This is a genomic window from Neorhizobium sp. SHOUNA12A (assembly GCF_023006505.1).
GTDB lineage: Bacteria > Pseudomonadota > Alphaproteobacteria > Rhizobiales > Rhizobiaceae > Neorhizobium.
The window spans coordinates 49230-71247 of the sequence record NZ_JALBGV010000022.1; the positions used below are offsets into that span (position 1 = coordinate 49230).

Below are 22018 nucleotides of genomic sequence, written 5' to 3' on the forward strand. Positions count from 1 at the left end.
TCAGGCAGTGCGTCAGGCGTCCGCTTTCACACGATGCACTGCAAGCGGTGTATGGTGGCTGAGGTTTTCGGCACCCTTATCAGTGACGAGATAGCAGTCGCCGACGTTGCAGCCGGCGACCTCGGGCTCGAGCCATTGCGAGTGGAGGACAAAGGTCATGCCTTCTTCGAGCTTGTCGTGGTTGTTCGATTGGATGTTGTAATTGTTGAACTTCACCATCGAAACCGAATGTCCGACATTGGGATTGTGAGGACCTGATGTCGCCGGATAGACATGCATCAGCTTGCGGCCCTGGCGCTCCCAATCTTCATCCACGACATGCTTGCGCGGGATCAGACGCGGCTTGCCATCGTCTTCGGACACCCAGTTGTAAGGCATTGTCCGGCTGTCATGGGACGAAAGGTAGCCGCGGGCGATGTAGGGTTCGAAGGAAGCGTTGGCGAGATCGGAAATGATCGCGCCGGGCTTGATCAGCGCTGCCGCTTTCTGAACACCTTCGGTGCACATCTGCAGCACGTCTTCCTGCTTGTCGGTAATGTCGCCGACCGCGATCATGCGGGCGATCTGGGCCGTGTAGCCCTGATAGATCACCGCCGAAATATAGAGATTGATGATGTCGCCACTGCGCACCACGTGGCCGTAGGGCTTGCCGCAATGGGTGCCGTATTGGTTGATGCCGATCTGGTAGCCGTCGCCACTTTCGCCGCCTCGCGCCATCTGGGCATAGGTGAAGGCGGCGTAGATTTCATAATCGGTCACGCCGGGTTTTACGACGTGGTATGCGGCCTCTATGCCGATACTAGCCAGCTGTGCCGCGGCCCGCACCACCGCTTGCTCACGCTTCGAACGCACCTTCTGCATGCGATCGATGATCGAGCTTGCCTGCACGAACGAACTCTTTGGCAGACGCTTGCCGAGGCCGTTCCAGTAGCTGGCGGAGGTCGCGTCGCCGATCAGGCCGATCTGAGCCGACCCGAAGCCCTCGCGCTCCAGGAAGGAGCCCACGGCTTCGACGACCTTGTCGACGGTCCTGCCCGGGCGATTATAGGTTTCGCGGCCCCAGGTACCGACCTGCCAGATGTCTTCGACCAGGACCGCCTCGCCCGCCGGCGGCAGTAGGACGGAACTGCTGAAGATGGAAAACAGCGTCAGCGGCTTGTCTTCGTCGGTCGGGACCACCAGCACGCCTTCGCGTGCCCAGTCGCACATATAGCGAAGGTATGAGTTGGAAACGCGGTAGGAGCCGATGGAATCCGCATGAACAAGCATGACATCATGCCCTGCGACGGTCGCCTCGCGCCGAATGCGGCGCAGCCTGTCGACGAATTCGCTTTCGGGGAGCGGACCGACCGGCTCGAACTCGAAACTGGGGCTGAAACCGTCCAACATGCGCTCGAAACGCACATCACCGTGCTGAAAGGGGTGGTTAGGACGAGTTTGGGCGATCATAGGGCGTCTCATTTAGCGGATACTGATGAGACTAGATTATATCTGAAAATTAATTTGCATAGCCCGGCGAATGTTCATTTGTCGAGCGAACTGCTGTAAAAACAGGCATTTGAAAAAATGGCGCAGATTCCCGCTCGAAATGATTCAACCGGGAACGTTGGATGCGTTCCATTTCTCATTGGTAATCGGGAAGTTAAACGACCTTCTGGCTTGAGACGAGGGCAAAAAAAGCACCCCTAATCATGGAAAATCGGCACTCGCGGTTGGTACGGGCGCCTATAGTTTGGCCACGCGCCAGATCGCTTTCCGCGTAAGCAAGACAGGGAATGTGAAAAAAAAGTTTCTCTTACCTGAGTGGCCCCTAGGTAGCAGCAGTCAAGGTCAGGATAAAATTCACGATGCGCCAGCACTCATATAGCTGTAGGTCTTGAACGGAACCGAACCGTAGACCCGATAGATTAAGCACCAGGGGGTTCACCTCTACCAAGTCGATTGGCGGGACTTTTCCCGGAAGCCTGACCGCCTTAGATGGCTCGCCGACAAGTCCGTTAAAAGGCTTGCGCGCCCGCCGATCGCGGGAAATAGTTCTAGCGCCTCCTGCTCAACAAAAACATCAAGCAAGGAGCGCCTATGAGGGCTGACACGAGCCCGGCCGGGATCTGGTAGGGCGCTACGATGGTACGGCCGACGAAATCTGCCGCAACCATGAGTCCGCCGCCGATCAGCGCAGCGCCGGTCATCTGTGGAAGGGCGCGCGTCAAGCCGGCCTCCCGCGCAAGATGTGGCCCCATGAGTCCCACGAAGGATAGGGGGCCAACCGTCAACGTTGCGGCTGCGGTCATAAGTCCAGAAAGCCCAAACAGCGCCAGCCTTGATCTGGCCAACGGCATACCGACCGCAGCCGCAGGGGCTGGTCCGAGCGGCAGGATGTCAAGCCAACGGCGCGCTGCCAGAGCAACGGCAATCAGTGCGGCTGCTATTGCTGCTTCCGCCGTGGTTATCGGGCCGTCGACCAGATAGGTCGAGCCGCTCATCCATCGCATGAGCAGAACTGCCCTTGGATCTCCCGTCGAACTTAAGACGCCGACAATTGCATCGACCATCGCACTGAGCGCGATGCCGGCCAACAAGACCCGTTCCGGGGCGAAGGTGGAGCGCCGTGAACTCAGAAGAATGACCGTGAGAACCGAGATGGCGCCGCCGACCGCAAAGGCAAACTGGCCGGAAAACCCCGGTGCGATGGCAAAAAGCGCGATAGCAACGCCGAAGGTAGCGCCGGCGCTGATTCCGAGAACTTCGGGGCTTGCCATCTCGTTGCCGGTCAATCTCTGGAGGATCGAACCCGCGACGGCAAGCATCGCGCCGGATGCGAGCGCAGCAAAGACCTTCGGGGCGCGGATCGCAAGGATCTCATCGAGGAATTCGCCGGAAAGGACAGTCCAGCCGCCGCCAGGCCCACGTCCGACAAAAAGGCCGACAATCACGAGAACCAGAACACTTACGGCAGCAATGGCGACGGGGACTTTTGTGTTCCATGTGGGCGGGTGCCGCCGCGCCGCCGGCGGCTGCATCCTGTGCCGGATCTTCAATCGCGGCAGTAGCGCCAGGAGCAGCGGCGAACCGAAGATGGCAGTGACTGCACCAGTCGGCAGGAAATCGCCAAAGCCGCCCGCCGCGAGTTGGAGCACGGAGTCGGCAAGAAAGAGCAGTCCCGCGCCGATCAACGGAGACCAGAAGATCAACTGGACCGGCCGACGCGCTCCGGAGAGCCGCGCAAGCGTCGGTGCGACCAGCCCGATGAAGCCTATGACGCCGACAGCACTGGTGACGAAGGCGGCAAGCGCCACCGCACAGGCGACGACCACGATGCGAAGGCGAGCGAGCCTCACTCCGAGCGCGGCCGAACTGCTCTCCCCCAGATCGAGCAGCGACAGCGGCCTGATCACCAGCGCGCAGATGATGGCGACGGTGCCCACTTTCCAGATGAGCGACAGGGGAATGACCCAGCTCTGCTGCGCCAACGAACCGGCCCCCCAGATGAACAGGCTCGCCAGGTAGCGCTGGTTCAGGTAGGTCAGGATAGCCGACAGGCCCCCGCACCAGAGGCTCAGCACAAGGCCCGAGAGGACAAGCGAATAGGGTGAGAAGCCGCGTCTCGCGCCAAAGCCGACGACGATCGCAGCGGCGGCACTGCTCCCGAGAAGAGCGACAATGTCGCGGCCGGCCCCAAGCAGGCTGGGAATAAAAAGCGAGACGACAACCAGTGCGAGATTGGCTCCGGCTGACACGCCGAGCGTCGTTGGGTCGGCCAGCGGGTTTCGCAGGACCTGCTGGAACAAGGCGCCGGACAACGCGAACGCGGCACCGGCAACCAATGCCGTGGCTAGCCGTGGCAACGTCGAATAATAGAGCATCATGCGCTGGATGTCGGTGCCCTGCCCGGCCGATCCTGAGAGCACCGGTCCTGCGAGAAGCCAGAATGCCATGCAGCCGGCGCAGAGCAGGACGAGAGACACGAGCGCCGGCCCGAGATTTTCGCGGTGAATTGCCTTCATGCGTCTTGTTCCAGAACGTCGGTCACCAGGCCGGCGAAACGCATAGCCTCGTTGACCATGCCGAACATCAGTGCCGGCGGAACGACTGATAAATGGCCCGGCCGGGAAAACGGAAGCGCCTGCCACAATGGACTTTGCACGAGTTTTGGCAACACATCGGGCGGAACGGGATCGAAGGCGATCAGCCGGGCGTCCGGATCGGTGATAACGGACAATTCTTCGATGCCAATAGTCTCAAAGCCCCAATAGTTCGATTGCCGCGTCCAGGCATTACGCACGCCAATACGCTCAAGCGCATTGTGAAACAGGCCGGGGGCTGAATAGACGCGAGCGTGGCGGGCATCCATAAAGCTCACCAGCACAACTGGCGGAACAGTCCGGCCGGCAAGCCGTCGGCGGCATCTGTCAAAGAATGCGTCCGATCGCGCCAGGAAAAGCTCCGCCTCGCTTTCACGGCCGAGTTCGGCAGCCAGTTTGCGCGTCGCTACCATTGCCGCCGGGAGGATCGGGCCAGTGTCGGGCGTGAAGATCTCAAGCCGCAAAATCTTCGCAATCGGCTGGAGCCTGGGCAAAAGCTCGTCGAGATAAGGCGTCGTCAGAATAATGTCCGGCTTCAGCTGTATCAGGACCTCGAAATCGACTTCATTAGAACTGCCGATATCGACGACCGATTGCGGCATCGCGGGCTCGACCACCCATTTGCCCCAGTCGGCAAGGTCGGATATTCCGACTGGGGGCAATCCAAGCGACAGGAGCGTGGACGACAGCCCGTAGTCGAGGCTGACCACCCTTTGCCTGGCGACTTCGGCCCACAATGGCTTCGGCATCGACACGGCTGCGGCCGCGGCATAGTGCAGAAGTGAACGCCTTGAAATCTTCATCCCCGAACAGGCCTCAGCGGGCATAGGCAAGCGGATGCAAAAGGTGCGGAACGGAAATCACATCCATATCGATCCCGTAAATGGCGTGGAGCGTCTCAGGCACCACAATTTCGTCCGGCGTGCCGCTTGCGACGACCTGTCCGCCTTTCAGCGCATGGATCCGATCGCAAAAGCGTGCGGCCATGTTGATATCATGAAGAACGATCACGATGCTCCGGCCGCCTTCGCGGGCCAGCCGCTGCACGAGAGACAGCACTTCGATCTGGTGCGCGATATCCAGCGCCGCGGTCGGCTCGTCGAGCAGCAGGCACCGGGCGTCCTGAGCGATCAGCATGGCGATCCACGCACGCTGCCGCTCCCCACCGGATAGTGTGCCTACAATACGATCGGCAAAGGTCTCGATATGCGTGGCTGCTATGGCGGCCTCGACTTTTGCCTTGTCGGCATCGGAGAAACGGCCAAGCGCGCCGTGCCACGGATAGCGGCCGCAACCGACGAGTTCGCGGATCGTCATGTCTGAGCCTGTACCCAAATCCTGCGGCAAATAGGCAACCGAGCGCGCGAAGTCACGGCCGTGATAATGCGCGAGGTTGCGGCCACCGTAGGCAACCGATCCGGCAGTCGGTGCGAGTTGCCGTGCCAGGATTTTCAGGAGACTGGATTTGCCTGAACCATTGTGGCCAACCAGGGCCACCACCTCACCTGCCGGGAAATCGAGACTGACCTCTGACAGGATCGTGTTCCCGTCGATGGAAAGACCGACCTTGTCGACAGCAAAGGCATCCGTCGTTTCGGGAGCGTCCTGCGCTAGCTGAGCCGAGACCACGTTACCTCCTAAGCCAATACTGAAATGTCGCGCCAACAGCGCAGGTGTCTGTCACACATCTTTGTCCACCACTTCGAAAGCGACGCCCACTGCGCGATTGACGGCTGGTCCGAGGACGGACATGTGGGTCTGCCCTGCAAAAAGCTCGAACTGTGTGCGAATGCCGTCCTCGGGACGGTTCAGTCGCTCTGCCATTTCCTGCGCCAACGCAACCGTCTGCTCGGTTTTCCTCTTCTCCAGACGAGAGGCTGCATCTTCGTTTCGGTACTGGAAAGGAGCAAGTTTATCCCCCTCGTACTCACCGGCCGACAGATGCAGGAAGGCCGCGTGACCCGCGACGCTCTGGCGGCGCACCTCATTGTTCAGGATTTCACTGCCTTCCCAATAAATAGTCGGACTGGCAGCGATCCAGTTGGCAAAAAGGACTGGACGTTCGAAAAGGGTGTAGAGAGTGAAAAGACCGCCGAAAGAATGCCCGAAAAGCGATCGCCGCGTCGCATCGAGCCGCACCATTTCGGAAAGCCGCGGAAGCAGCTGCTTCTCGATAAAATCGAGCAGCTCGCCCGTCCCGCCGATGCGGACGGCAGGGCCACCGTCAAAATAGGGGGGATAGGATTTGATCGGCGGAGGCCCCAGGTCCCACGCCCTGCGGAGTGCGTTATAGGGTTCGTCAGAGGGGTAGCCAATCGCCGCGATAACGCCCCAACCGACGTTGGTTCCGGTCGGGTAAGGCGCTTGCGTTACCAGGCTCGCGACGGCAAAGGGAAAGGTTGCATTCCCGTCGGTCAGGACCAGAAGCGGCCATCCCTCGGCGGGAGGTTCGTCGGCGGGAATATAGAGGAAGATGCGATAGGGCTCGCCGCCCGCCTTTGGTGCCAGGTCAAAACAAACAGTTCCGGGCAACGGGTAGGTTTTTTCAGTCATGCTCAACTCGCTGAGATTTTCTGCCATGGCGCCAGCTTCCACCTGCTACCACTTATACTTCAGCGATCCGAGAACCGTGCGGCCTTGGCCGAAGTAGCAATAGCCGCCGTTGCAGACCTGCTCTTCGCGGTTGGCGAGGTTCGTCGCGCTGACGGAGAGTGAAAGTCCTTTCAGGTCCGGATTTTTTGCACCGAAGTCATAGGAAATTGCGGCGTCCAAATACACGACTCCCGCGTTCTTGCCGGTGTTGGCGTCGCTGGTGAAAGATTCGCTTGTTGCGCGGATGCCACCGCCGACGCTGAGGCCGTCGATCACGGTATCTTCAGACGCTGCATAGTTGACCCACAAAGAGGCGACGTGCCGGGGTGTCGTCGTTGGCGTGTTGCCGATAATGGAGCTGTCGAGATTGTCCGTGATTTCCCCGTGAGTGTAAGTGTAGGCGGCGATCAGGCTGATGCCGTTGTCGAAAGTCTTTCGACCTTCGACCTCGAAGCCCGTGAACGTATTCTCACCCGAGTTTTCATAGATAGGGACGAGGATCGGCGTGCCGGCATATTGCGGCTTGCCGGTTTCGACCAAACGATAAACCGCCGTGCTAAGTGAGAAGTTTTCGCCATCCGGCTGATATTTGATGCCGACTTCGATCTGACGGCCTTCGGTTGGCTCCAGCACGGCCCCTGAGGCAGAGAGCTCGGTCGAAGGGACGAAGGAGGTTCCGTAGCTCACATAGGGAGCGATCCCGTTGTCAAAGAGATAGAGAAGGCCGACCTGACCAGACAGAGCTCCGTCTTCCCTCTCGTCGCTTGTGCCAGCGACCTTATCTGTGGTGGTCTGATCCAGCCAATCGTAGCGCAAGCCGCCGACGAAGCGCCAGTTTCCGATCTCTGCCTGTTCCTGCGCATAAAGCCCCGTCTGACGCAGGTCGTTGCCAGTGAAGCCCGTCAGCGCTGGCGTTGGTGCGTTACCAACGTTGCCTGGCAATGTGGACCCGTAGCCGACGGCAAAATCCGAGTTTACGGCAGTGTAATCCAGTCCCGCGAGAATGGTATGGGACACACTGCCGGTTTCGAACTTGGCTTGGAGCCGGTTGTCGATCTGGTAGGCACGCATCTTGTCCGTAACCCCTGCGGTCGACCAGGGATCGGCCGGGGCGCTGAACATTGTCATCCGGTTGAGATAGCGTGCCTTGAGGTCCAGATCGCTCACGCGTGCGTTCTGCCGGAAGGTCAGGCCGTTGCCAAAGTCATGTTCGAGTTTGTAGCCCAGCTGATACTGCCGAATTTTCTGATAATCGTAATCCGGGTCGCTGACGAGATAGATCTGGCCGTCGTTTTTGAAAGTCCAGGCGCTGGCTGCGGTTTCGGTATCCTGGGCCAGGCCGTAGATGGTGATTTTGGTGCTGTCGGTCGGCTCCCAGGTAAAAGACGGCTGCAGCAGGTAACGGTCGTCCTGAATATCGTAGTTGGTCTCCCCTTCCCGGACGAGACCTACGACACGGTAAAACGCATCGTTGCTCTGGCCGATCGGTCCGCCGAAATCGAAAGCGGCCTGCTTGCGGCCAACCGTCCCGTATTGGAGTTCGACTTCATGGTGAGCTTCCTGCAGCGGCAGTTTGGAAATCTTGTTGACGATACCGGCTGCGCTCGCCGCGCCGTACATAACAGACACGGGTCCCTTCAGCACCTCCACACGGTCGAGCGTGTATATTTCGGTTGTGAATGTTCCGTAGGTCATCACCGGTTGGCGCAGGCCGTCGCGAAAATCACCGCTTACGGTGGTCTCGATGCCACGGATATAAATCTGATCGAAGCGCGGGTCATAACCGAAGCCACCGGTACTCACGCCGGAGCTGTACCGGGTTGCCTGGATTATATCGGTGACGGTACGCTGCTCCATCTCCTTGCGTGTGATCACGGAAACGGAGCGCGGCGTCTCGACGAGCGGCGTGTCGGTCTTCAAGGCGGAAACCGAACGCTCGGGAACGATGGTGTCGTTGTCTTCACTGATTGTTTGAGCGCCGGAGCCTCTTAAGATTATGGGTTCGAGCGTAGTCGCGTCCTGCGCAACTGCCCCAATAGGCATGATGGCTGCAGCCACGGCGCCAACGAATACGGTGGAGCCGAGAAGATGGCGGCGGGCACAAAACCGATTGAAAGATAACGTCATTGCCCGATCCCTTCGGCTGCAAACTGGGTGGTGATCCTGACAGATCACGGATGTGAGGGAGCAGCGAGAGAAGGTCGCTGGGCGAGATGGTTCGCCGAGCGCAGCTATAAAAGCCGAATCTTCGTCGATCAATCAAATATGAGTATCATACTCATCTTATTGAGGGGAGGGTCGCAAAATTGCAACGGACAATGGCCGACGCGAACCGGAAGGGCTGGCCATAACGTCTACATCCAACAGCTCTGCCAAACCCTCCCCTTCCACCGCCTTCGCAGGGCGGATTTCCGGCGCTGACGGTGAAATGCGCTAGGAGGGATCTAGCTGCTTTGAACGGATTGGGACCGTCGCCCATCATCTCCAGTGGAATGATGCCTTTCGATTTTTCTCGATTTTCCCGATCCTTATGACCGATCTCGGCAGAGCCTGCCCTCGGCGCTCATCCCGATCCCGGGCCGCTTGCCCAACGGGAGGACGACAACGACCGATGGGTAAAAACGAGAAGCGGAAGATAAAACTACAGGGACAAAAGGGAGCGGTTAGGGATGAACTGACCCCATAAAGTTGGACATCAACTTTATGGGGTTTTTGACTAGGTGTTGGCGATCAGGCAGCGCGAACCAACTGTTCTGCCTGACGCAGCGCCGAGATCACGCGGTTCTGGCCACGCACGAGTTGGGTCTTGGCAAAACCGAGTTTCTCAGGGCCGAGCTTGTCGAGATCGGCTGCCGTCGAGATGGCCGGCAGTTCCGGGATCGGCAGGGCCGGGTCGTGGCGGAATCGCTGCTCGCGGGTGTAGTTCAGCGGCACCAGGATGCGGGCGAGCCTTTGGATCACGTGGTTGGCGCTCTTCGCTTCGATCTTGCCGCTGTCGATCCCGGCGTAGAATGCGGCGAGTGTTTTAGCCAAGGACTCGACGGCCCGGCGACTCGGCGAAAGGTCGAAGCGGTCGCCGGCCTTCTTTTGGTAGGTGTCGACCGTGTGGAGGAACTCTCGTGCCGTCGCACGCCAGTCGAAGGGCAGGATCTTTGCATTGGCATTGCGCAGCACGGCCAGCAGATAGACCTTGATGTCGCGCAGCATGATGTCCTTATCGGCGATCTCAAGCGTGTCGTTTTCGGTGTGCCAGGCGATGTTGGCGCCACAGCCGCCGACCGTGTAGTAGCCCTTCTCCTCGCGGTCGCGTTCCGTCATGGTCGAGGACAGCATCAGGTAGCTCGACAGGCCGATATTGTTGAAGGAATAGTCGCCGGCGCGGTGCGGGCGCTCGGCCTCGGCTTTCTTGCCGGCCACTTCCTCGATGACGTCGGAGAGGAAAGCTTCCGTTTCGGTCATCATGCAGAGATTGATGAATTCCGTCGCCCAGCGGCAGCCGGGGCTGTCGCAATTGACCGAGGCGACACAGTTTTCGTCGAGGTCGAGCGCGAAATTGTCGGAGAACCAGGTTGAGCCTGCATAACGGCCGGTCGAGTGTCCCGGCCACCAGCAGATGCGGATCGAGCGCTTCAGCTTGTCTCGGTTGGCCCAGAGAACGCGGGCTATTTCGAGCATCGTCGCGTCGCCGGTGGCATTGTCGCCAACACCGACATCCCAGCTGTCGAGATGGCCGTGCAGGAAGACGTATTTGTCCGGCTCCTCGGTGCCCTTGATGAAGACTTCCGGCAGCTTCGACTTGAACCAGCCCTCTTCCATGTCCGCAAAGATGGTGACCTCCGTGCCGGTCTTGGCAAATTCGATCAGCGCATCGCCGCTCTCGCGGTTGACGGCAACGGCCGGGATCGACGGCTTGCGCGGCAGGTCGTCAAGGTCAGGCGTGCCCCAGACGGTGGTGCAGGTGCCCCAATGGATGTCGACGCCCGGATTGATGGCGATGACGCCGACTGCGCCAAGCTCGGTGAACTGCGAAACGAGACCCGGATTGGCGAAACCTTCCGAGAGAACCACTTTGCCGCGGACCCGGGCAGCGAGTTCCCCGGTGCCGTCGACGGTCTTTTCGAACATGGTCGAGATCGCCTTCGGCTGCAGACTGGCGATATAAACGATCTCGCCCTTCACGCCCTTCGATGCGTCCAGCGAATAGGATGGCGGCTTGGCGCGGAAGGTCTTGCCCCCGGCTTCTACGCGGGCGAGGCCCGGCAGGCTGAGGAAGAGGTCGGCTTCGTGCATCTTGACCTCGACGCCGTGCTTGGCGAGCCTCGCGGCGACCTCGTCCATGGCCCGGTTCACATCGGTGGGATGCTCGCGCTTGTAGGTCGCAAAGCTCTCCACCAGAGCCCAGGGTTCATCCAGCGTCACCGCTCCCAGAACGGCAGATTCGATCTCGTTCATATCCGTTACTCCCCTACCTGTTTTATCTATCGAAACAATGTTTCACAAAACTTGAAAACGCTAACAGAGGTTTGATGACCCCGCAAGCGGCTTCGAAGGGCCAGAAATCGCACTGACGAAAACGGGCGCCAAAGCGCCCGTCTATTTCCGGATGATTGGAGATCGGCTTGATCGAGCCTCAAGCCCTTGATTTCACGAGGCCGTTTTCGCCAGGGCCGTGGATCGAAAGGCGCTCGGATATTTCCGCAGCGGCGTCGAGGGCGGCCTTCAAATGGCTTTCGCGCCGCTCTTCGTCGAAACGGGCGACAGCGCCAGCGACCGAGATCGAGGCGATGATGGTGCCGTCGGCGCCGGTGATCGGGACGGCAACGGAGAAGGCGCCTTCATCGAGATCGTTGAGCACGATATTGTAGCCGTTGGCGCGGATGCGTTCGAGTGCCTGGCGCAGTTTCGCCCGGTCGGTGATTGTGTAGGGCGTGAAGGCTTCGAGCGGCTGGGAAAGTACCGCATCGATGACCGAGGGATCGGCGTAAGCCAGCAGAAGCAGCGAACCACCGCCCGCATGCAATGGGCCATTGCGTCCCGCCTGGGCAAAAAGCCGGATCGAATGGCGGCCGGCGCGGGTCGCCAGAACGTAGGTCTTCAGGCCTTCCCGCACGACAAGGTTGACGTTCTCGGATGTCTGGTCGCGGAGCGCATCCATGACGGGCCGGGCGGCGTAAAGCAGGGCACCGTCCTTGCCAAGGCGCTCGCCAAGCACCCCGATGCGGTAGCCGAGCGAGAATTCGGCACGCTCCGGATCGCGCGATACGAACCCGCGTTCCTCCAGCGTGTGCAGCAGGCGGAAGACCAGCGATTTGGTCATCCCCAGCGATTTTGCAAGCGAGGTCACGCCCTGGTCCGGACGATCGGCGAGGGCTTCGAGAAGGGCGAGCGCCCGGTCCACGGCCGCGATCTTGTAGTCTTTTGGTTCGGTCATCGGATGGTCTCCTCCGGCATGTGATTTGGATTGCTTGAAGCTTCTTGCAATCTTCTTGGAATGTGTTTTACTCGCCATCAATGCGAAACGATGTTTCACACAATAAAACATTGAGAGCCGGGTTGCAAACCCTTCGAAGGCGCTCGTGAATTTATTCTGTGGATTGAGTGTCGGCATTGAACGCGCGGGAAACGTGTTCGAAGGCCGATTTCGGATTTGCGATGCGGAGGGAGAAAACCCTTTGCCAACAAAGAGAATAGTCAAGCTATTCAGAGGAGAACGATCATGAAGTCCGTTTTGAGAAGTGCATTTGCAGCTCTTGTGGTAACGGCCATCGCTCTGCCCGCCTGGGCCGGCGATCCGATCCGCAAGATCACCATCCTGTCCCGTCCGCAGGCCGGCCAGCAGGCGGAATTCCAGTCCGTCCAGCTGATTGCTCAGGAATGGCGCAAGCTCGGCCTCGATGTCGAAGTCCGGGCGATCCCTTGGGAGCAGATGTCCGACGAAGTCTGGTACAAGCGCGACCAGTGGGACTCGACTGCCTGGCAGATGGTCGGCCGGCCTGAGCGCTCCGATCCGGACGAGCTCATCTTCAACCTCTTTCATTCTTCGACCGCCAAGGATGGCTACAACTTCGCGGGCTACCTGAACAAGGATTACGATGCGACCGCCGAAGCCCAGCGCGGCGAGATCGATCCGGCCAAGCGCAAGGCGCTGGTCTTCAAAGCGCAGGAGATCCTCTCCAAGGATCAGCCCTACATGATGCTGGTGCATCCGAAGTCGACCTTCGCTTTCGACAAGACCGTCTGGAAGCCGGAATCGGTCGTCAACCAGAGCGGCATCGGCATCCGCAACACCTGGACCTTCCTCGGCATCGAGCCGGCGGGTGCAAAGAAGGACCTGATCATCAATTCGTCCGACAATATCAAGGCAATCAATCCGCTTTATATTTCGGGCAGCGTCGACAGATGGATCACCGAACTGGTCTGGGACCGCCTGCTGCGTGTCGGTCCGGATGGCCTGCCGAAGGCATGGGCCGCTGAAAGCTTCACCTGGAAGGACGGCACCACGGTCGACGTGAAGCTGAAGTCCGGCATGAAATGGCATGACGGCAAGCCGGTCACCCCTGATGACGTCAAGTTCTCGTTCGAAGCGGCAGTCGGCGGCGAAGCCCCGATGTACAAGCCTTTCGCGACGAATATCGATGCGATCGCCATCAGCGGCGACGTCATCACCTTCAAGCTGAAGAAGCCGGCCGCCTCCTTCGTTACGTCAAGCCTTGCCAAGGTCAACCTGATCCCGAAGCATATCTGGGAGCCGATCCTCAAGGATCTCGCCACCAAGCCGGAGACTGCGGAAAGCTATCAGGAGCAGATGCCGATCGGCTCCGGTCCGTTCAAGTTCACCAGCTGGGCGAAGAACGAGTCCGTCACGCTTGCCGCCAACAAGGATCACTTCGCCGCGCCGAAGGTCGATCGCTGGATCCTGCGTATCGTACCGAACGCGGAAGCCGCACTCGGCATGCTGCGCTCGGGTGAAATCAACTTCATGGGCGAGTTCACAGGCGATCCGCAGGTGCTGATCGACGCCGCCAAGAAGGACGGCGACCTGGAAGTCGTTTCCACCGTCGACATGGGCTTCCGCTACATCGCCTTCAACGAACGCCGTCCGCCCTTCAATGACCCGGCCTTCCGCCGCGCGCTTTCCGAAGCGGTCGACCGCCAGCTGATCGTCAAGGCTGCCTACAAGAGCTTCGCAGTCGGTTCCAACTCGATCGTCTCCCCGGCGCTCGAATTCTGGCATGACAAGTCGGTCGTCGATGGCTTCAAGACCGGTCAGGCCGTTGCGGCCAAGACCCTGAAGGATGCCGGCTATACGCTGGACGGCGGCAAGCTGCGCTATCCCGGTGATGCCAAGGAAACCATCGCCGCCAAGTAATCTTCACGGAGGCGGCGGGTTCTCCCTGCGCCGCCTCCACTTTTTGCCTGACGCTTGACATCGGCAGCCTCGCCTTGTCCTCCCAAGGCGGCGCCGAGCCAAGAGAAGGAATTTTTTCAGATGAAGAATTTCAAGGCTGTGGGCAGCAGGTTGCTGCAGCTCGCTCTCGTTTTATGGGCAGTAGTGACCATCCTGTTTCTGATGTTCCGGCTGATGCCGGGCAACCCGATGGCCGCTTATATCGATCCGACCTTTACGCTCGAGCAGCAGCAGCAGCTCATGGCCCAGTTCGGCCTCGACAAGCCGCTGTGGCACCAGTACCTGATCTATCTCGGCAATCTTCTGCAGGGCGAGCTCGGCCAGAGCTTTCGCTACCGCGAGCCGGTTGGCCAGCGCATCTGGATCCTGTTGCCGAACACGCTGATCCTGACATTTTCCTCGCTGATCGTCGCTTATGTCTTCGGCATTCTCGCCGGCGCCTATCTTGCCTGGCGCCGCGGAAGTTGGGTGGAGCAGGCGGCCATTCCGCTGGTGCTGACCACCCGCGCCATGCCGGAATTCTGGCTCGGCATGGTGATGCTGGCGATCTTCTCGTTTTCGCTCGGCTGGCTGCCGGCGGGCGGCACGCGCGCTCCCGGCAACGAATATTCCGGCTTTCTCGACCTCTATACCTCGCGCGACTTCCTGGCGCATCTGGCGCTGCCGGCGGCGACGCTGGCGATCTATAGCCAGGGCCTGCCGCTTCTGCTGATGCGCTCCAACATGCTCGACGTGATGAAGGAAGACTTCGTCACCATGGCCCGCATCAAGGGCCTGTCGAACTGGACGGTGGTGGTGCGTCATGCGGCCCGCAACGCGCTGCTGCCGGTGATGACATCGTTCGCGATCGCCGTCGGTTATCAGCTGCAGGGCAATGTCGTGGTGGAATCGGTATTCTCCTGGCCCGGCCTCGGCCGCGAACTGGTCAACGCGGTCGCCGCTTCCGACTATCCGCTGGCGCAGGGCGCCTTCCTGATGATCGCGCTCGTGGTGATCTTCATGAATTTGGCCGCCGACCTGCTCTATGCTTTCCTCGATCCAAGGATTTCCCATGCCTGAGATCGCCGCACCCGCCATCATCAAGCCGAGACGCCCCCATATTATTGCCCGGATGTTTCGCGCGCTGAGACTGCCGATGAACGACCCGTTCGCGGTCGCCGGTCTTCTCATCTATCTGGTGTTCATCGTCGTTGCGGTGTTCGCCGATCAGATCGCCACGCATGACCCGACCGAAATCCTCTACACGCCAGCCTACGATCTCGCGGCGGACCTCCGGCCGGGGCAAGATGGTTTCATCATGGGAACCACCAGCCTCGGCCGGGACATCTTCTCGCAACTCGTCTATGGCAGCCGCTCGGCACTGCTGATCGGCATCACCGCCGCCTTCATGGTGGCACTGATCGGCTCGATCATCGGCCTCGTGGCCGGTTATTTCGGCCGCTGGGTGGATGCTATCCTGATGCGGCTTGCGGATATCGCCTTCGGCATTCCCTTCCTGCCCTTCGTCATTGTGCTTGCCGCCTTCCTGCGGCCGTCGATCTGGAACGTGGTGATCGCCATGGCGCTCGTTCTGTGGCGCGATACCGCCCGTGTCATCCGCAGCCAGGTGCTGACGTTGCGTACCCGTGGTTATGTCGAGGCGGCGCGAGTGGCGGGGTCTTCCGATTTCAAGATCATCCTGCGCCATATCGCGCCGAATATCCTGCCGCTGTCCTTCCTCTACGGATCGATCGCCATCGGCTGGGCGATCCTGACCGAAGCGTCGATCAGTTTCCTAGGCTTCGGGGACCCCAACTCGATCAGCTGGGGCTATATGCTGCAGGATGCGTTTGCCAGCCAGGCGCTCGCCAAACAGGCCTTCTACTGGTTCGTGCCGCCGGGCATCTGCATCATCCTCGTCGTCAGCGCGGGCTTCTTCATCACCCGCGGTTATGAAAACATCCTCTTCCCGAAGTTGAGCCGATGAGCGAACCCCTTCTTTCCGTGAGAGATCTTCGGGTCAGCTATCAGGTGGGGCGCAATTTCGTCCATGCTGTGGACGGCGCAAGCTTCGACATTCCGCGCGGCTCGATCACCGGCCTCGTCGGCGAATCCGGCTGCGGCAAGACCACCGTTGCCCGAGCACTGACGCGGGTGATTGCCGAAAATGCGGCGATCACCGGTGGCCAGATCCTGTTCGACGGCAAGGATCTCGCAAAGATCCCCGAAAAAGAGATGAATGCGCTGCGCTGGCGCGACATCGCCTTCATTCCCCAGAGCGCCATGAACTCGCTCGATCCGGTCTATACGGTCGAATACCAGCTCGACGAGGTGCTGCGCCGCCGCGGCGGCCTGGGTCGAAAACAGTCCCGTGCCCGTTCCGAGGAACTGTTCGAGATGGTCGGCATCGATGTCAATCGCCTGAACGATTATCCGCACCAGTTCTCCGGCGGCATGCGCCAGCGTGTTGCGATCGCGCTGGCCTTAGCGCTCGATCCGAAGCTGATCATCGCCGACGAGCCGGTGACGGCGCTCGACGTCATCGTGCAGCGGCAGATCCTCGATCAGCTCAAGGAGCTGCAGACGCGGCTTGGCGTGTCGGTCATCCTCGTCACCCACGATATCTCGGTCGTCGCCTATATCTGCGACCGCACCGTCGTCATGTATGCAGGCAAGGTCGCCGAATCCGGCACGATGCAGGCGGCGCTGACCGCGCCGTCGCATCCCTATACGATGGGCCTGCGCAACGCCTTCCCGGATCTGCAAGGAGCCGCCTCCGGCATCCTGACGCCGATCGAAGGCGCACCGCCTAACCTCGCCTCGCCTCCGGCCGGCTGCCGGTTCAAGCCGCGCTGTCCTTTCGCGCTCGACATCTGCGGCACCGAGCCGCCGGTCATCGATGTCGCGCCGGATCATCCGGTGCTCTGCCACCGCGCCAACGAGAGTGCTGCCTTGCGTATCGAAGCCGCCAAGACGGAGACATGGATGGCCCCGGCATGAACATGATCACCAAAAGGCCGGATATTCTGGTCTCGGTCTTCGATGCCAAGCTGCATTATGCTGTCGGCGGTGCGTTCGCGGCGATGCGCGGCAAGTCGACGGTGGTGAAAGCCGTCGATGGCGTCAGCTTCGATATCGGGCGCGGCGAAAGCGTCGGCCTACTGGGCGAATCCGGCTGCGGCAAGACCTCGATGGGCCGGCTGCTGCTGAAGCTCGAAGAAAAGACCGGCGGCACAATCCATTTCGACGGCGAGGAGATCGGCGCGGTGCGCGGCAGCGGGTTGAAGAAATTCCGCTCCAAGGCGCAGCTGATCTTCCAGAACCCGTTCGATGCGATCAATCCGCGGTTCACCATCCGCCAGACGCTGGCCGAGCCGTTGGAAAATGCCGCCATTCCGAAGCGCGAACGCGAGGCCCGGATCATCACGGCGCTCGAACTGGTGAAACTGCCGGAGCCTGCGCAGTTTCTCGACCGGTATCCGCATCACCTGTCCGGCGGACAGTTGCAGCGCGTCGTGATGGCGCGGGCGCTGATCCTGCAGCCGGAATTCGTTGTCGCCGACGAGCCGGTCTCGATGCTCGACGTCTCTGTGCGCGCCGGCGTGCTCAACGTTTTTCGCGATGTGCGCGACCGGCTGGGGCTGACCGCGATCTATATCAGCCACGATCTGGCGCTGGTGCGTTACGTCTGCGAGCGGACGATCGTCATGTATCTCGGCCGGATCATGGAAGACGGGCCGACCGAGGATATCGTTCGCGAACCTTTGCACCCCTATACCAAAGCGCTGGTCGCGGCCGTGCCGGTTCCCAATCCGGACCAGAGCCACGAGCCGTTGCCGATCGGCCGCGGCGCGCCGGACCCGCGTAATCCACCCTCCGGCTGCGTGTTTCGCGACCGCTGTCCGGCTGCCCATGCGCGCTGCGCGGCCGAGATACCTCAGCCGAAGCCGGTCGGAACCCGCACCGTCGCCTGCCATCTGTACTGATTGGAGTTATCGATGTTCGCCGCTTCCTACACACGCACCGGTCCCGCCGCGGAGGTTCTCTCCGTCGGCGAAATGGCTGCACCGGTCGCCGGTCCCGGCGAGGTGCTGGTGCGCGTGCATACGTCCGGCATCAATCCTGCCGACGTGAAACGCCGTGGCGGCTGGCGCGGCATGGGCATGGATCACAAGCTGATCATTCCGCATACGGATGGTGCCGGCGAGATCGTCGGCGCCGGGGCGGGCGTCGATCCGGCGCGCATCGGCGAACGGGTCTGGATATGGAATGCCCAGGGCGGATATGGCGAAGCGGGCCGCGCGTTCGGCACCGCCGCCGAGTTTATCGCAATCGCTTCCCACCAGGCGGTGAAACTTGCCGATGCCTTGAGTTTCGCCGACGGCGCCAATCTCGGCGTGCCGGCGATGACCGCCTATCGCGCCGTCTTCTCCGATGGCCCGGTTACCGGGCAGACCATATTCGTGAACGGTGCGGCCGGTGCGGTCGGTCATTTTGCGGTGCAGATGGCGGTTGCCGGTGGAGCGCGGGTGATCGGTACGGTGAGCACGCCGGAAGCTGCGGCCCACGTGAGGCAAGCCGGTGCCTTCGCAACGATCGATCGCAAACAGGAAGATGTGTCGGCTCGTATTCTCGAACTGACCGAAGGACAGGGCGTCGATCGCGTCGTCGAGGTCGATTTCGGCGCAAATCTGGAGTTCGACGCGGCCGTCCTGAAACGCAACGGCACTGTTGCCTCCTATTCGTCGAGCAGCAATCCGACGCCTGTGCTTCCCTACTACGCCTTCGCAGCCAAAGGCGCCAACCTGCGCTTCATCCAGGGTTTTCTGATCCCCGAGGATCAGCGGCTGGCGGGTGAAAAGATGATCGCCGAGCTCGCCGATGCCGGCAGGCTCAAGGTCGCCATCGGCGCGACATTCCCCCTCGAAGACATCGCCAAGGCCCATGAGCGCGTCGAGCGCGGTGGCCTCGGCAATGTCGTCGTCCTGATCGGAGGCGCGTGATGAGGCCCCGGTCGATCCATTCCACAGCATCCAACGAGGATTCCAAGATGTACAATCCCAAGGAAAGCGAAAGCACGCCCGCCAGGGCGGTAAAACCGGAAGGGGCCGTCTGCGATCCCGTCTCGCTCGAAATCATCCGCGGCGCCATCGCGGCCGCCCAGTCGGAAATGGAAGCGCTGCTCGAGCGCACCGCAATTTCCGCCTTCATTCGCGAGAAGAAGGATTTTTATACGGCATTGTTCGACGGCGAAGGCGTGATGGCGGTCGGTTCCATGGTGCCTGTCTTCGGCGACATGACCGGCCCGGTCTTCGACAAGTTCCCGGCCGATACGATGAAGCCCGGCGATCTCTACTGGTACAATGACTGCTACGGCTCGCGCGGCGCGGTTTCGCATTCCAACGACCAGGTTTTGCTGGCGCCGGTCTTCAAGGATGGCAAGCGTTGCGCCTTCGTGATGAGCTGGGCGCATTTCGCCGATATCGGCGGCATGCGGCCGGGCTCGATCAGCCCGGATGCGACCGACATCTATCAGGAAGGCATCATCATCCCGGTCACCAAGCTGATGGATGGGGGCGTGACCAACGAGGCGACGCTGTCGATCTTCCATCGCAATTCCCGTTTTCCCGAACAGAGCATCGGCGACATGCGGGCGCTGATGGCGAGTGTCGATGTGGGCGTCAAGCGCATCGGCGAGATCCTCGACCGCTTCGGCTCCGATGTTGTGGAGGATGCGCTGGCGCAGCTGCTCACCCGCACCCGCAAGCTGGTGCGCTCGAAGCTCGCGGAGACCTTCGACTACGGCACCCATAAATTCACCGATGCGATCGACAGCGACGGCCACGGTAATGGCCCGTTCAAGATGCGCCTCGCATTGACCCGCGAGAAGCTGGCGAATGGCGAGGACAAGTTCACGTTCGATGCGACCGAGTCCGACGATCAGGCGCCCGGTCCGGTCAACTTCCTGATGAACCGCGGTGTGCCGGGCATGGCGCTCGGTCTCTTCTATCTCGGCGGCGATCCGGGCCAGGTGTGCAATGCCGGCGGCCCGCAGGCGCTGGATGCCGTGAACCTGCGCCAGGGCTCGTTCCTGCAGCCGAACTTCCCGGCCTCGCTCGGTATGCGCGGCCTGACCATGATGCGCGTGCTGTCGGCTCTCAACGGTCTCGTCAACACGGCGGGCGGCAAGGCGCCGGCTTCCAATTCGGCCTATGTCATCACCATCATGCGCGGCAATTACAAGGATGACGCGGGCGACCTGAAGCGCTTCCTGCTCGCCGATGGCATCGGCGTCGGTTACGGCGCGCGGCCGGATTCGGATGGCATCGACGCGGTCTATTTCGTGGCGCAGGAGAACTATCCGGTCGAGTTCCTCGAAGTCGGGTATCCGGTGCGCCTGCGCACCTATGGCATCGTCAAGGATTCCGGTGGTGCCGGCAAGTTCCGCGGCGGCTGCGGCATCATCCGCGAATACGAGATTCTTGCCGAAGACATGATGCTTGCGGTGCGCATCGACAGCGTCAAGAACCCGCCCTGGGGCATCAATGGCGGCATGGGTGGCGGTACCGGCCGCGTCACCATCAATCCAGGCCGGCCAGACCAGCGCATGGTTCCGCCGCTTTCGGACGGCAACCGGCTGGTCAAGGGCGACGTGCTGCGCATGGAGACCGGCGGGGGCGGCGGCTATGGCCATCCGTTCGACCGTAATCTCGATGCCATTCTCGAAGACGTGCTCGGCGGTTTCGTCAGTGTCGAGTCGGCCGAACGCCTCTATGGCGTTGTCGTGAAGGGCACCAAGGTTGACCACGCGGCTACGGCCACACTTCGCGCCAACCGCCCCGCCACCCGTGCATTCCATCGTCAGGAGTATGTCGATGTCCTCGCCTGAGACCTTTGTCGATACGTCCCTTTCCGTCGCCGTCGATATCGGCGGCACCTTCACTGACGTGGCCCTTCTCGACCGCGCCACCGGCAAGGTCTGGCGGGCCAAGACGCCGAGCGTGCCCTCCGATCCTTCGGAGGCATTCCTGAACGGTATCCGGCTAGCGCTCACCGATGCCGGCCGCGAGGCCTCATCGCTCGGCCAGGTCCTGCATGGCACCACCGTCGCGACCAACATGATCCTGGAAGACAAGGGCGCCCGCACGGCGCTGGTCACCACCAAGGGTTTCCGCCACGTGCTGAACATCGGCCGCCAGGACATTCCCCGCAAGGCGAACCTTTACACCTGGGTGAAGCCGGAGCGGCCCGTGCCGGCATCGCGCATCGTCGAGATCGACGAGCGCATCGCTGCCGGCGGGGCGGTGCTCGACGCGCTGGACGAGGACAGCGTGCGGATTGCGGCCGAAGCGATCCGTGGAATGGACGTCGAGGCGGTGGCCGTCTGCCTGCTGCATGCGTTTGCCAACCCGGTGCATGAAAAGCGCGCGGCGGACATTCTTCGCGCAGAACTGCCGCATCTCGCCGTCACCACCTCGACCGACGTTCTGCCTGTCGTGCGCGAATTCGAGCGCACCCTGACGACTGTGCTCAACGCTACCGTCATGCCCGGCGTCACCACCTATGTGGGACGCCTCGAAAAGCGGCTTGAGGACGAGAAGGTCACAGCCCCGCTGCTGCTGATGCAGTCGAATGGCGGTGTCGCCGGTGCGGCCACCATCCGCCAGGCTCCGGCGCTGACGGCACTGTCCGGCCCCGCCGCCGGCGTGGTCGGTGCGCGCTCAGTTGCCGCCGCCTGCGGCATCAAGGATATCATCACCGTCGATATCGGCGGCACCAGTGCCGATATCTGCCTGATCAAGGATGGCAAGATCGGGCTCACCCAACACGGCAAGGTCGGCGAATGGCCGCTGCCGCTGCCGATGGTCGACATGGTGACGATCGGCGCCGGCGGTGGTTCGATCGCCAAGGTGGCGGATGGCACGCTGACCGTCGGCCCGCAGAGCGCCGGTGCTCG

At 61.2% G+C, this 22018-nt stretch carries 16 protein-coding genes; 8 read left to right on the forward strand and 8 right to left on the reverse strand.

The window, feature by feature from the left end:
• Nucleotides 1–12: 12 nt before the first annotated feature.
• The 8 genes from MOV63_RS12670 to MOV63_RS12705 form a co-directional block, all read right to left on the reverse strand.
• Nucleotides 13–1449, reverse strand: a complete 1437-nt coding sequence (locus MOV63_RS12670; RefSeq protein WP_247034042.1) for a Xaa-Pro peptidase family protein — start codon at nt 1447–1449, stop codon at nt 13–15.
• Between the two features lie 587 nt (nt 1450–2036).
• Nucleotides 2037–4004 carry a Fe(3+)-hydroxamate ABC transporter permease FhuB gene (gene fhuB, locus MOV63_RS12675; protein ID WP_247034043.1) on the reverse strand — a complete coding sequence of 656 codons (1968 nt, stop codon included), beginning with the start codon at nt 4002–4004 and terminating at the stop codon, nt 2037–2039.
• The gene (locus MOV63_RS12680) at nt 4001–4885 is read right to left on the reverse strand and encodes an ABC transporter substrate-binding protein (RefSeq protein ID WP_247034044.1); all 885 of its coding nucleotides are present in this window, start codon (nt 4883–4885) and stop codon (nt 4001–4003) included. The genes fhuB and MOV63_RS12680 overlap by 4 nt, the downstream gene beginning before the upstream one ends.
• A gap of 13 nt (nt 4886–4898) precedes the next feature.
• On the reverse strand, nt 4899–5711 hold the full coding sequence (locus MOV63_RS12685) for an ABC transporter ATP-binding protein (protein ID WP_247034045.1): 813 nt from the start codon (nt 5709–5711) through the stop codon (nt 4899–4901).
• Between the two features lie 51 nt (nt 5712–5762).
• Nucleotides 5763–6662: an alpha/beta hydrolase gene (locus tag MOV63_RS12690; RefSeq protein WP_405029328.1), complete on the reverse strand. Its 900-nt coding sequence runs from the start codon at nt 6660–6662 to the stop codon at nt 5763–5765.
• An 18-nt stretch (nt 6663–6680) separates the two neighbouring features.
• The gene (locus MOV63_RS12695; RefSeq protein ID WP_040124673.1) at nt 6681–8801 is read right to left on the reverse strand and encodes a TonB-dependent siderophore receptor; all 2121 of its coding nucleotides are present in this window, start codon (nt 8799–8801) and stop codon (nt 6681–6683) included.
• Nucleotides 8802–9404: 603 nt separating this feature from the next.
• Entirely contained in the window at nt 9405–11126 is a 1722-nt protein-coding gene (locus tag MOV63_RS12700; RefSeq protein WP_247034046.1) for a M28 family peptidase, read from the reverse strand.
• 178 nt (nt 11127–11304) lie between these two features.
• Nucleotides 11305–12105 carry an IclR family transcriptional regulator gene (locus MOV63_RS12705; RefSeq protein WP_040124670.1) on the reverse strand — a complete coding sequence of 267 codons (801 nt, stop codon included), beginning with the start codon at nt 12103–12105 and terminating at the stop codon, nt 11305–11307.
• A 285-nt stretch (nt 12106–12390) separates the two neighbouring features.
• Between MOV63_RS12705 and MOV63_RS12710 the strand changes: the two genes are divergently transcribed.
• The 8 genes from MOV63_RS12710 to MOV63_RS12745 form a co-directional block, all read left to right on the forward strand.
• The gene (locus MOV63_RS12710; RefSeq protein ID WP_247034047.1) at nt 12391–14043 is read left to right on the forward strand and encodes an ABC transporter substrate-binding protein; all 1653 of its coding nucleotides are present in this window, start codon (nt 12391–12393) and stop codon (nt 14041–14043) included.
• Nucleotides 14044–14163: 120 nt separating this feature from the next.
• Nucleotides 14164–15141: an ABC transporter permease gene (locus MOV63_RS12715; protein ID WP_040124667.1), complete on the forward strand. Its 978-nt coding sequence runs from the start codon at nt 14164–14166 to the stop codon at nt 15139–15141.
• Nucleotides 15134–16048 carry an ABC transporter permease gene (locus tag MOV63_RS12720; protein WP_157885297.1) on the forward strand — a complete coding sequence of 305 codons (915 nt, stop codon included), beginning with the start codon at nt 15134–15136 and terminating at the stop codon, nt 16046–16048. Before MOV63_RS12715 ends, MOV63_RS12720 begins: the two co-directional genes overlap by 8 nt.
• Complete coding sequence (locus tag MOV63_RS12725) at nt 16045–17061, forward strand: ABC transporter ATP-binding protein (protein ID WP_247034049.1); 1017 nt, start codon at nt 16045–16047, stop codon at nt 17059–17061. The genes MOV63_RS12720 and MOV63_RS12725 overlap by 4 nt, the downstream gene beginning before the upstream one ends.
• Before the next feature lie 2 nt (nt 17062–17063).
• Nucleotides 17064–18047, forward strand: coding sequence for an ABC transporter ATP-binding protein (locus tag MOV63_RS12730; protein ID WP_405029329.1), 984 nt, complete (start codon nt 17064–17066; stop codon nt 18045–18047).
• A 12-nt stretch (nt 18048–18059) separates the two neighbouring features.
• Entirely contained in the window at nt 18060–19064 is a 1005-nt protein-coding gene (locus MOV63_RS12735; RefSeq protein ID WP_040124665.1) for an NADPH:quinone reductase, read from the forward strand.
• Nucleotides 19064–20950, forward strand: coding sequence for a hydantoinase B/oxoprolinase family protein (locus MOV63_RS12740; RefSeq protein WP_040124664.1), 1887 nt, complete (start codon nt 19064–19066; stop codon nt 20948–20950). Before MOV63_RS12735 ends, MOV63_RS12740 begins: the two co-directional genes overlap by 1 nt.
• Nucleotides 20937–22018: hydantoinase/oxoprolinase family protein (locus MOV63_RS12745; protein ID WP_247034053.1), on the forward strand; the 1082-nt coding region annotated here is incomplete at its 3' end. The genes MOV63_RS12740 and MOV63_RS12745, both read left to right, overlap by 14 nt.

Excerpts from the sequence above, each read along its gene's own strand:
- MOV63_RS12705 (WP_040124670.1), bottom strand. The coding sequence starts at position 12,105 with ATGACCGAACCAAAAGACTACAAGATCGCGGCCGTGGACCGGGCGCTC.
- MOV63_RS12680 (WP_247034044.1), bottom strand. The coding sequence starts at position 4,885 with ATGAAGATTTCAAGGCGTTCACTTCTGCACTATGCCGCGGCCGCAGCC.
- MOV63_RS12715 (WP_040124667.1), top strand. The coding sequence starts at position 14,164 with ATGAAGAATTTCAAGGCTGTGGGCAGCAGGTTGCTGCAGCTCGCTCTC.
- MOV63_RS12725 (WP_247034049.1), top strand. The coding sequence starts at position 16,045 with ATGAGCGAACCCCTTCTTTCCGTGAGAGATCTTCGGGTCAGCTATCAG.
- MOV63_RS12720 (WP_157885297.1), top strand. The coding sequence starts at position 15,134 with ATGCCTGAGATCGCCGCACCCGCCATCATCAAGCCGAGACGCCCCCAT.
- MOV63_RS12700 (WP_247034046.1), bottom strand. The coding sequence starts at position 11,126 with ATGAACGAGATCGAATCTGCCGTTCTGGGAGCGGTGACGCTGGATGAA.
- MOV63_RS12670 (WP_247034042.1), bottom strand. The coding sequence starts at position 1,449 with ATGATCGCCCAAACTCGTCCTAACCACCCCTTTCAGCACGGTGATGTG.
- fhuB (WP_247034043.1), bottom strand. The coding sequence starts at position 4,004 with ATGAAGGCAATTCACCGCGAAAATCTCGGGCCGGCGCTCGTGTCTCTC.
- MOV63_RS12730 (WP_405029329.1), top strand. The coding sequence starts at position 17,064 with ATGATCACCAAAAGGCCGGATATTCTGGTCTCGGTCTTCGATGCCAAG.
- MOV63_RS12690 (WP_405029328.1), bottom strand. The coding sequence starts at position 6,662 with ATGGCAGAAAATCTCAGCGAGTTGAGCATGACTGAAAAAACCTACCCG.
- MOV63_RS12710 (WP_247034047.1), top strand. The coding sequence starts at position 12,391 with ATGAAGTCCGTTTTGAGAAGTGCATTTGCAGCTCTTGTGGTAACGGCC.
- MOV63_RS12695 (WP_040124673.1), bottom strand. The coding sequence starts at position 8,801 with ATGACGTTATCTTTCAATCGGTTTTGTGCCCGCCGCCATCTTCTCGGC.
- MOV63_RS12740 (WP_040124664.1), top strand. The coding sequence starts at position 19,064 with ATGAGGCCCCGGTCGATCCATTCCACAGCATCCAACGAGGATTCCAAG.
- MOV63_RS12735 (WP_040124665.1), top strand. The coding sequence starts at position 18,060 with ATGTTCGCCGCTTCCTACACACGCACCGGTCCCGCCGCGGAGGTTCTC.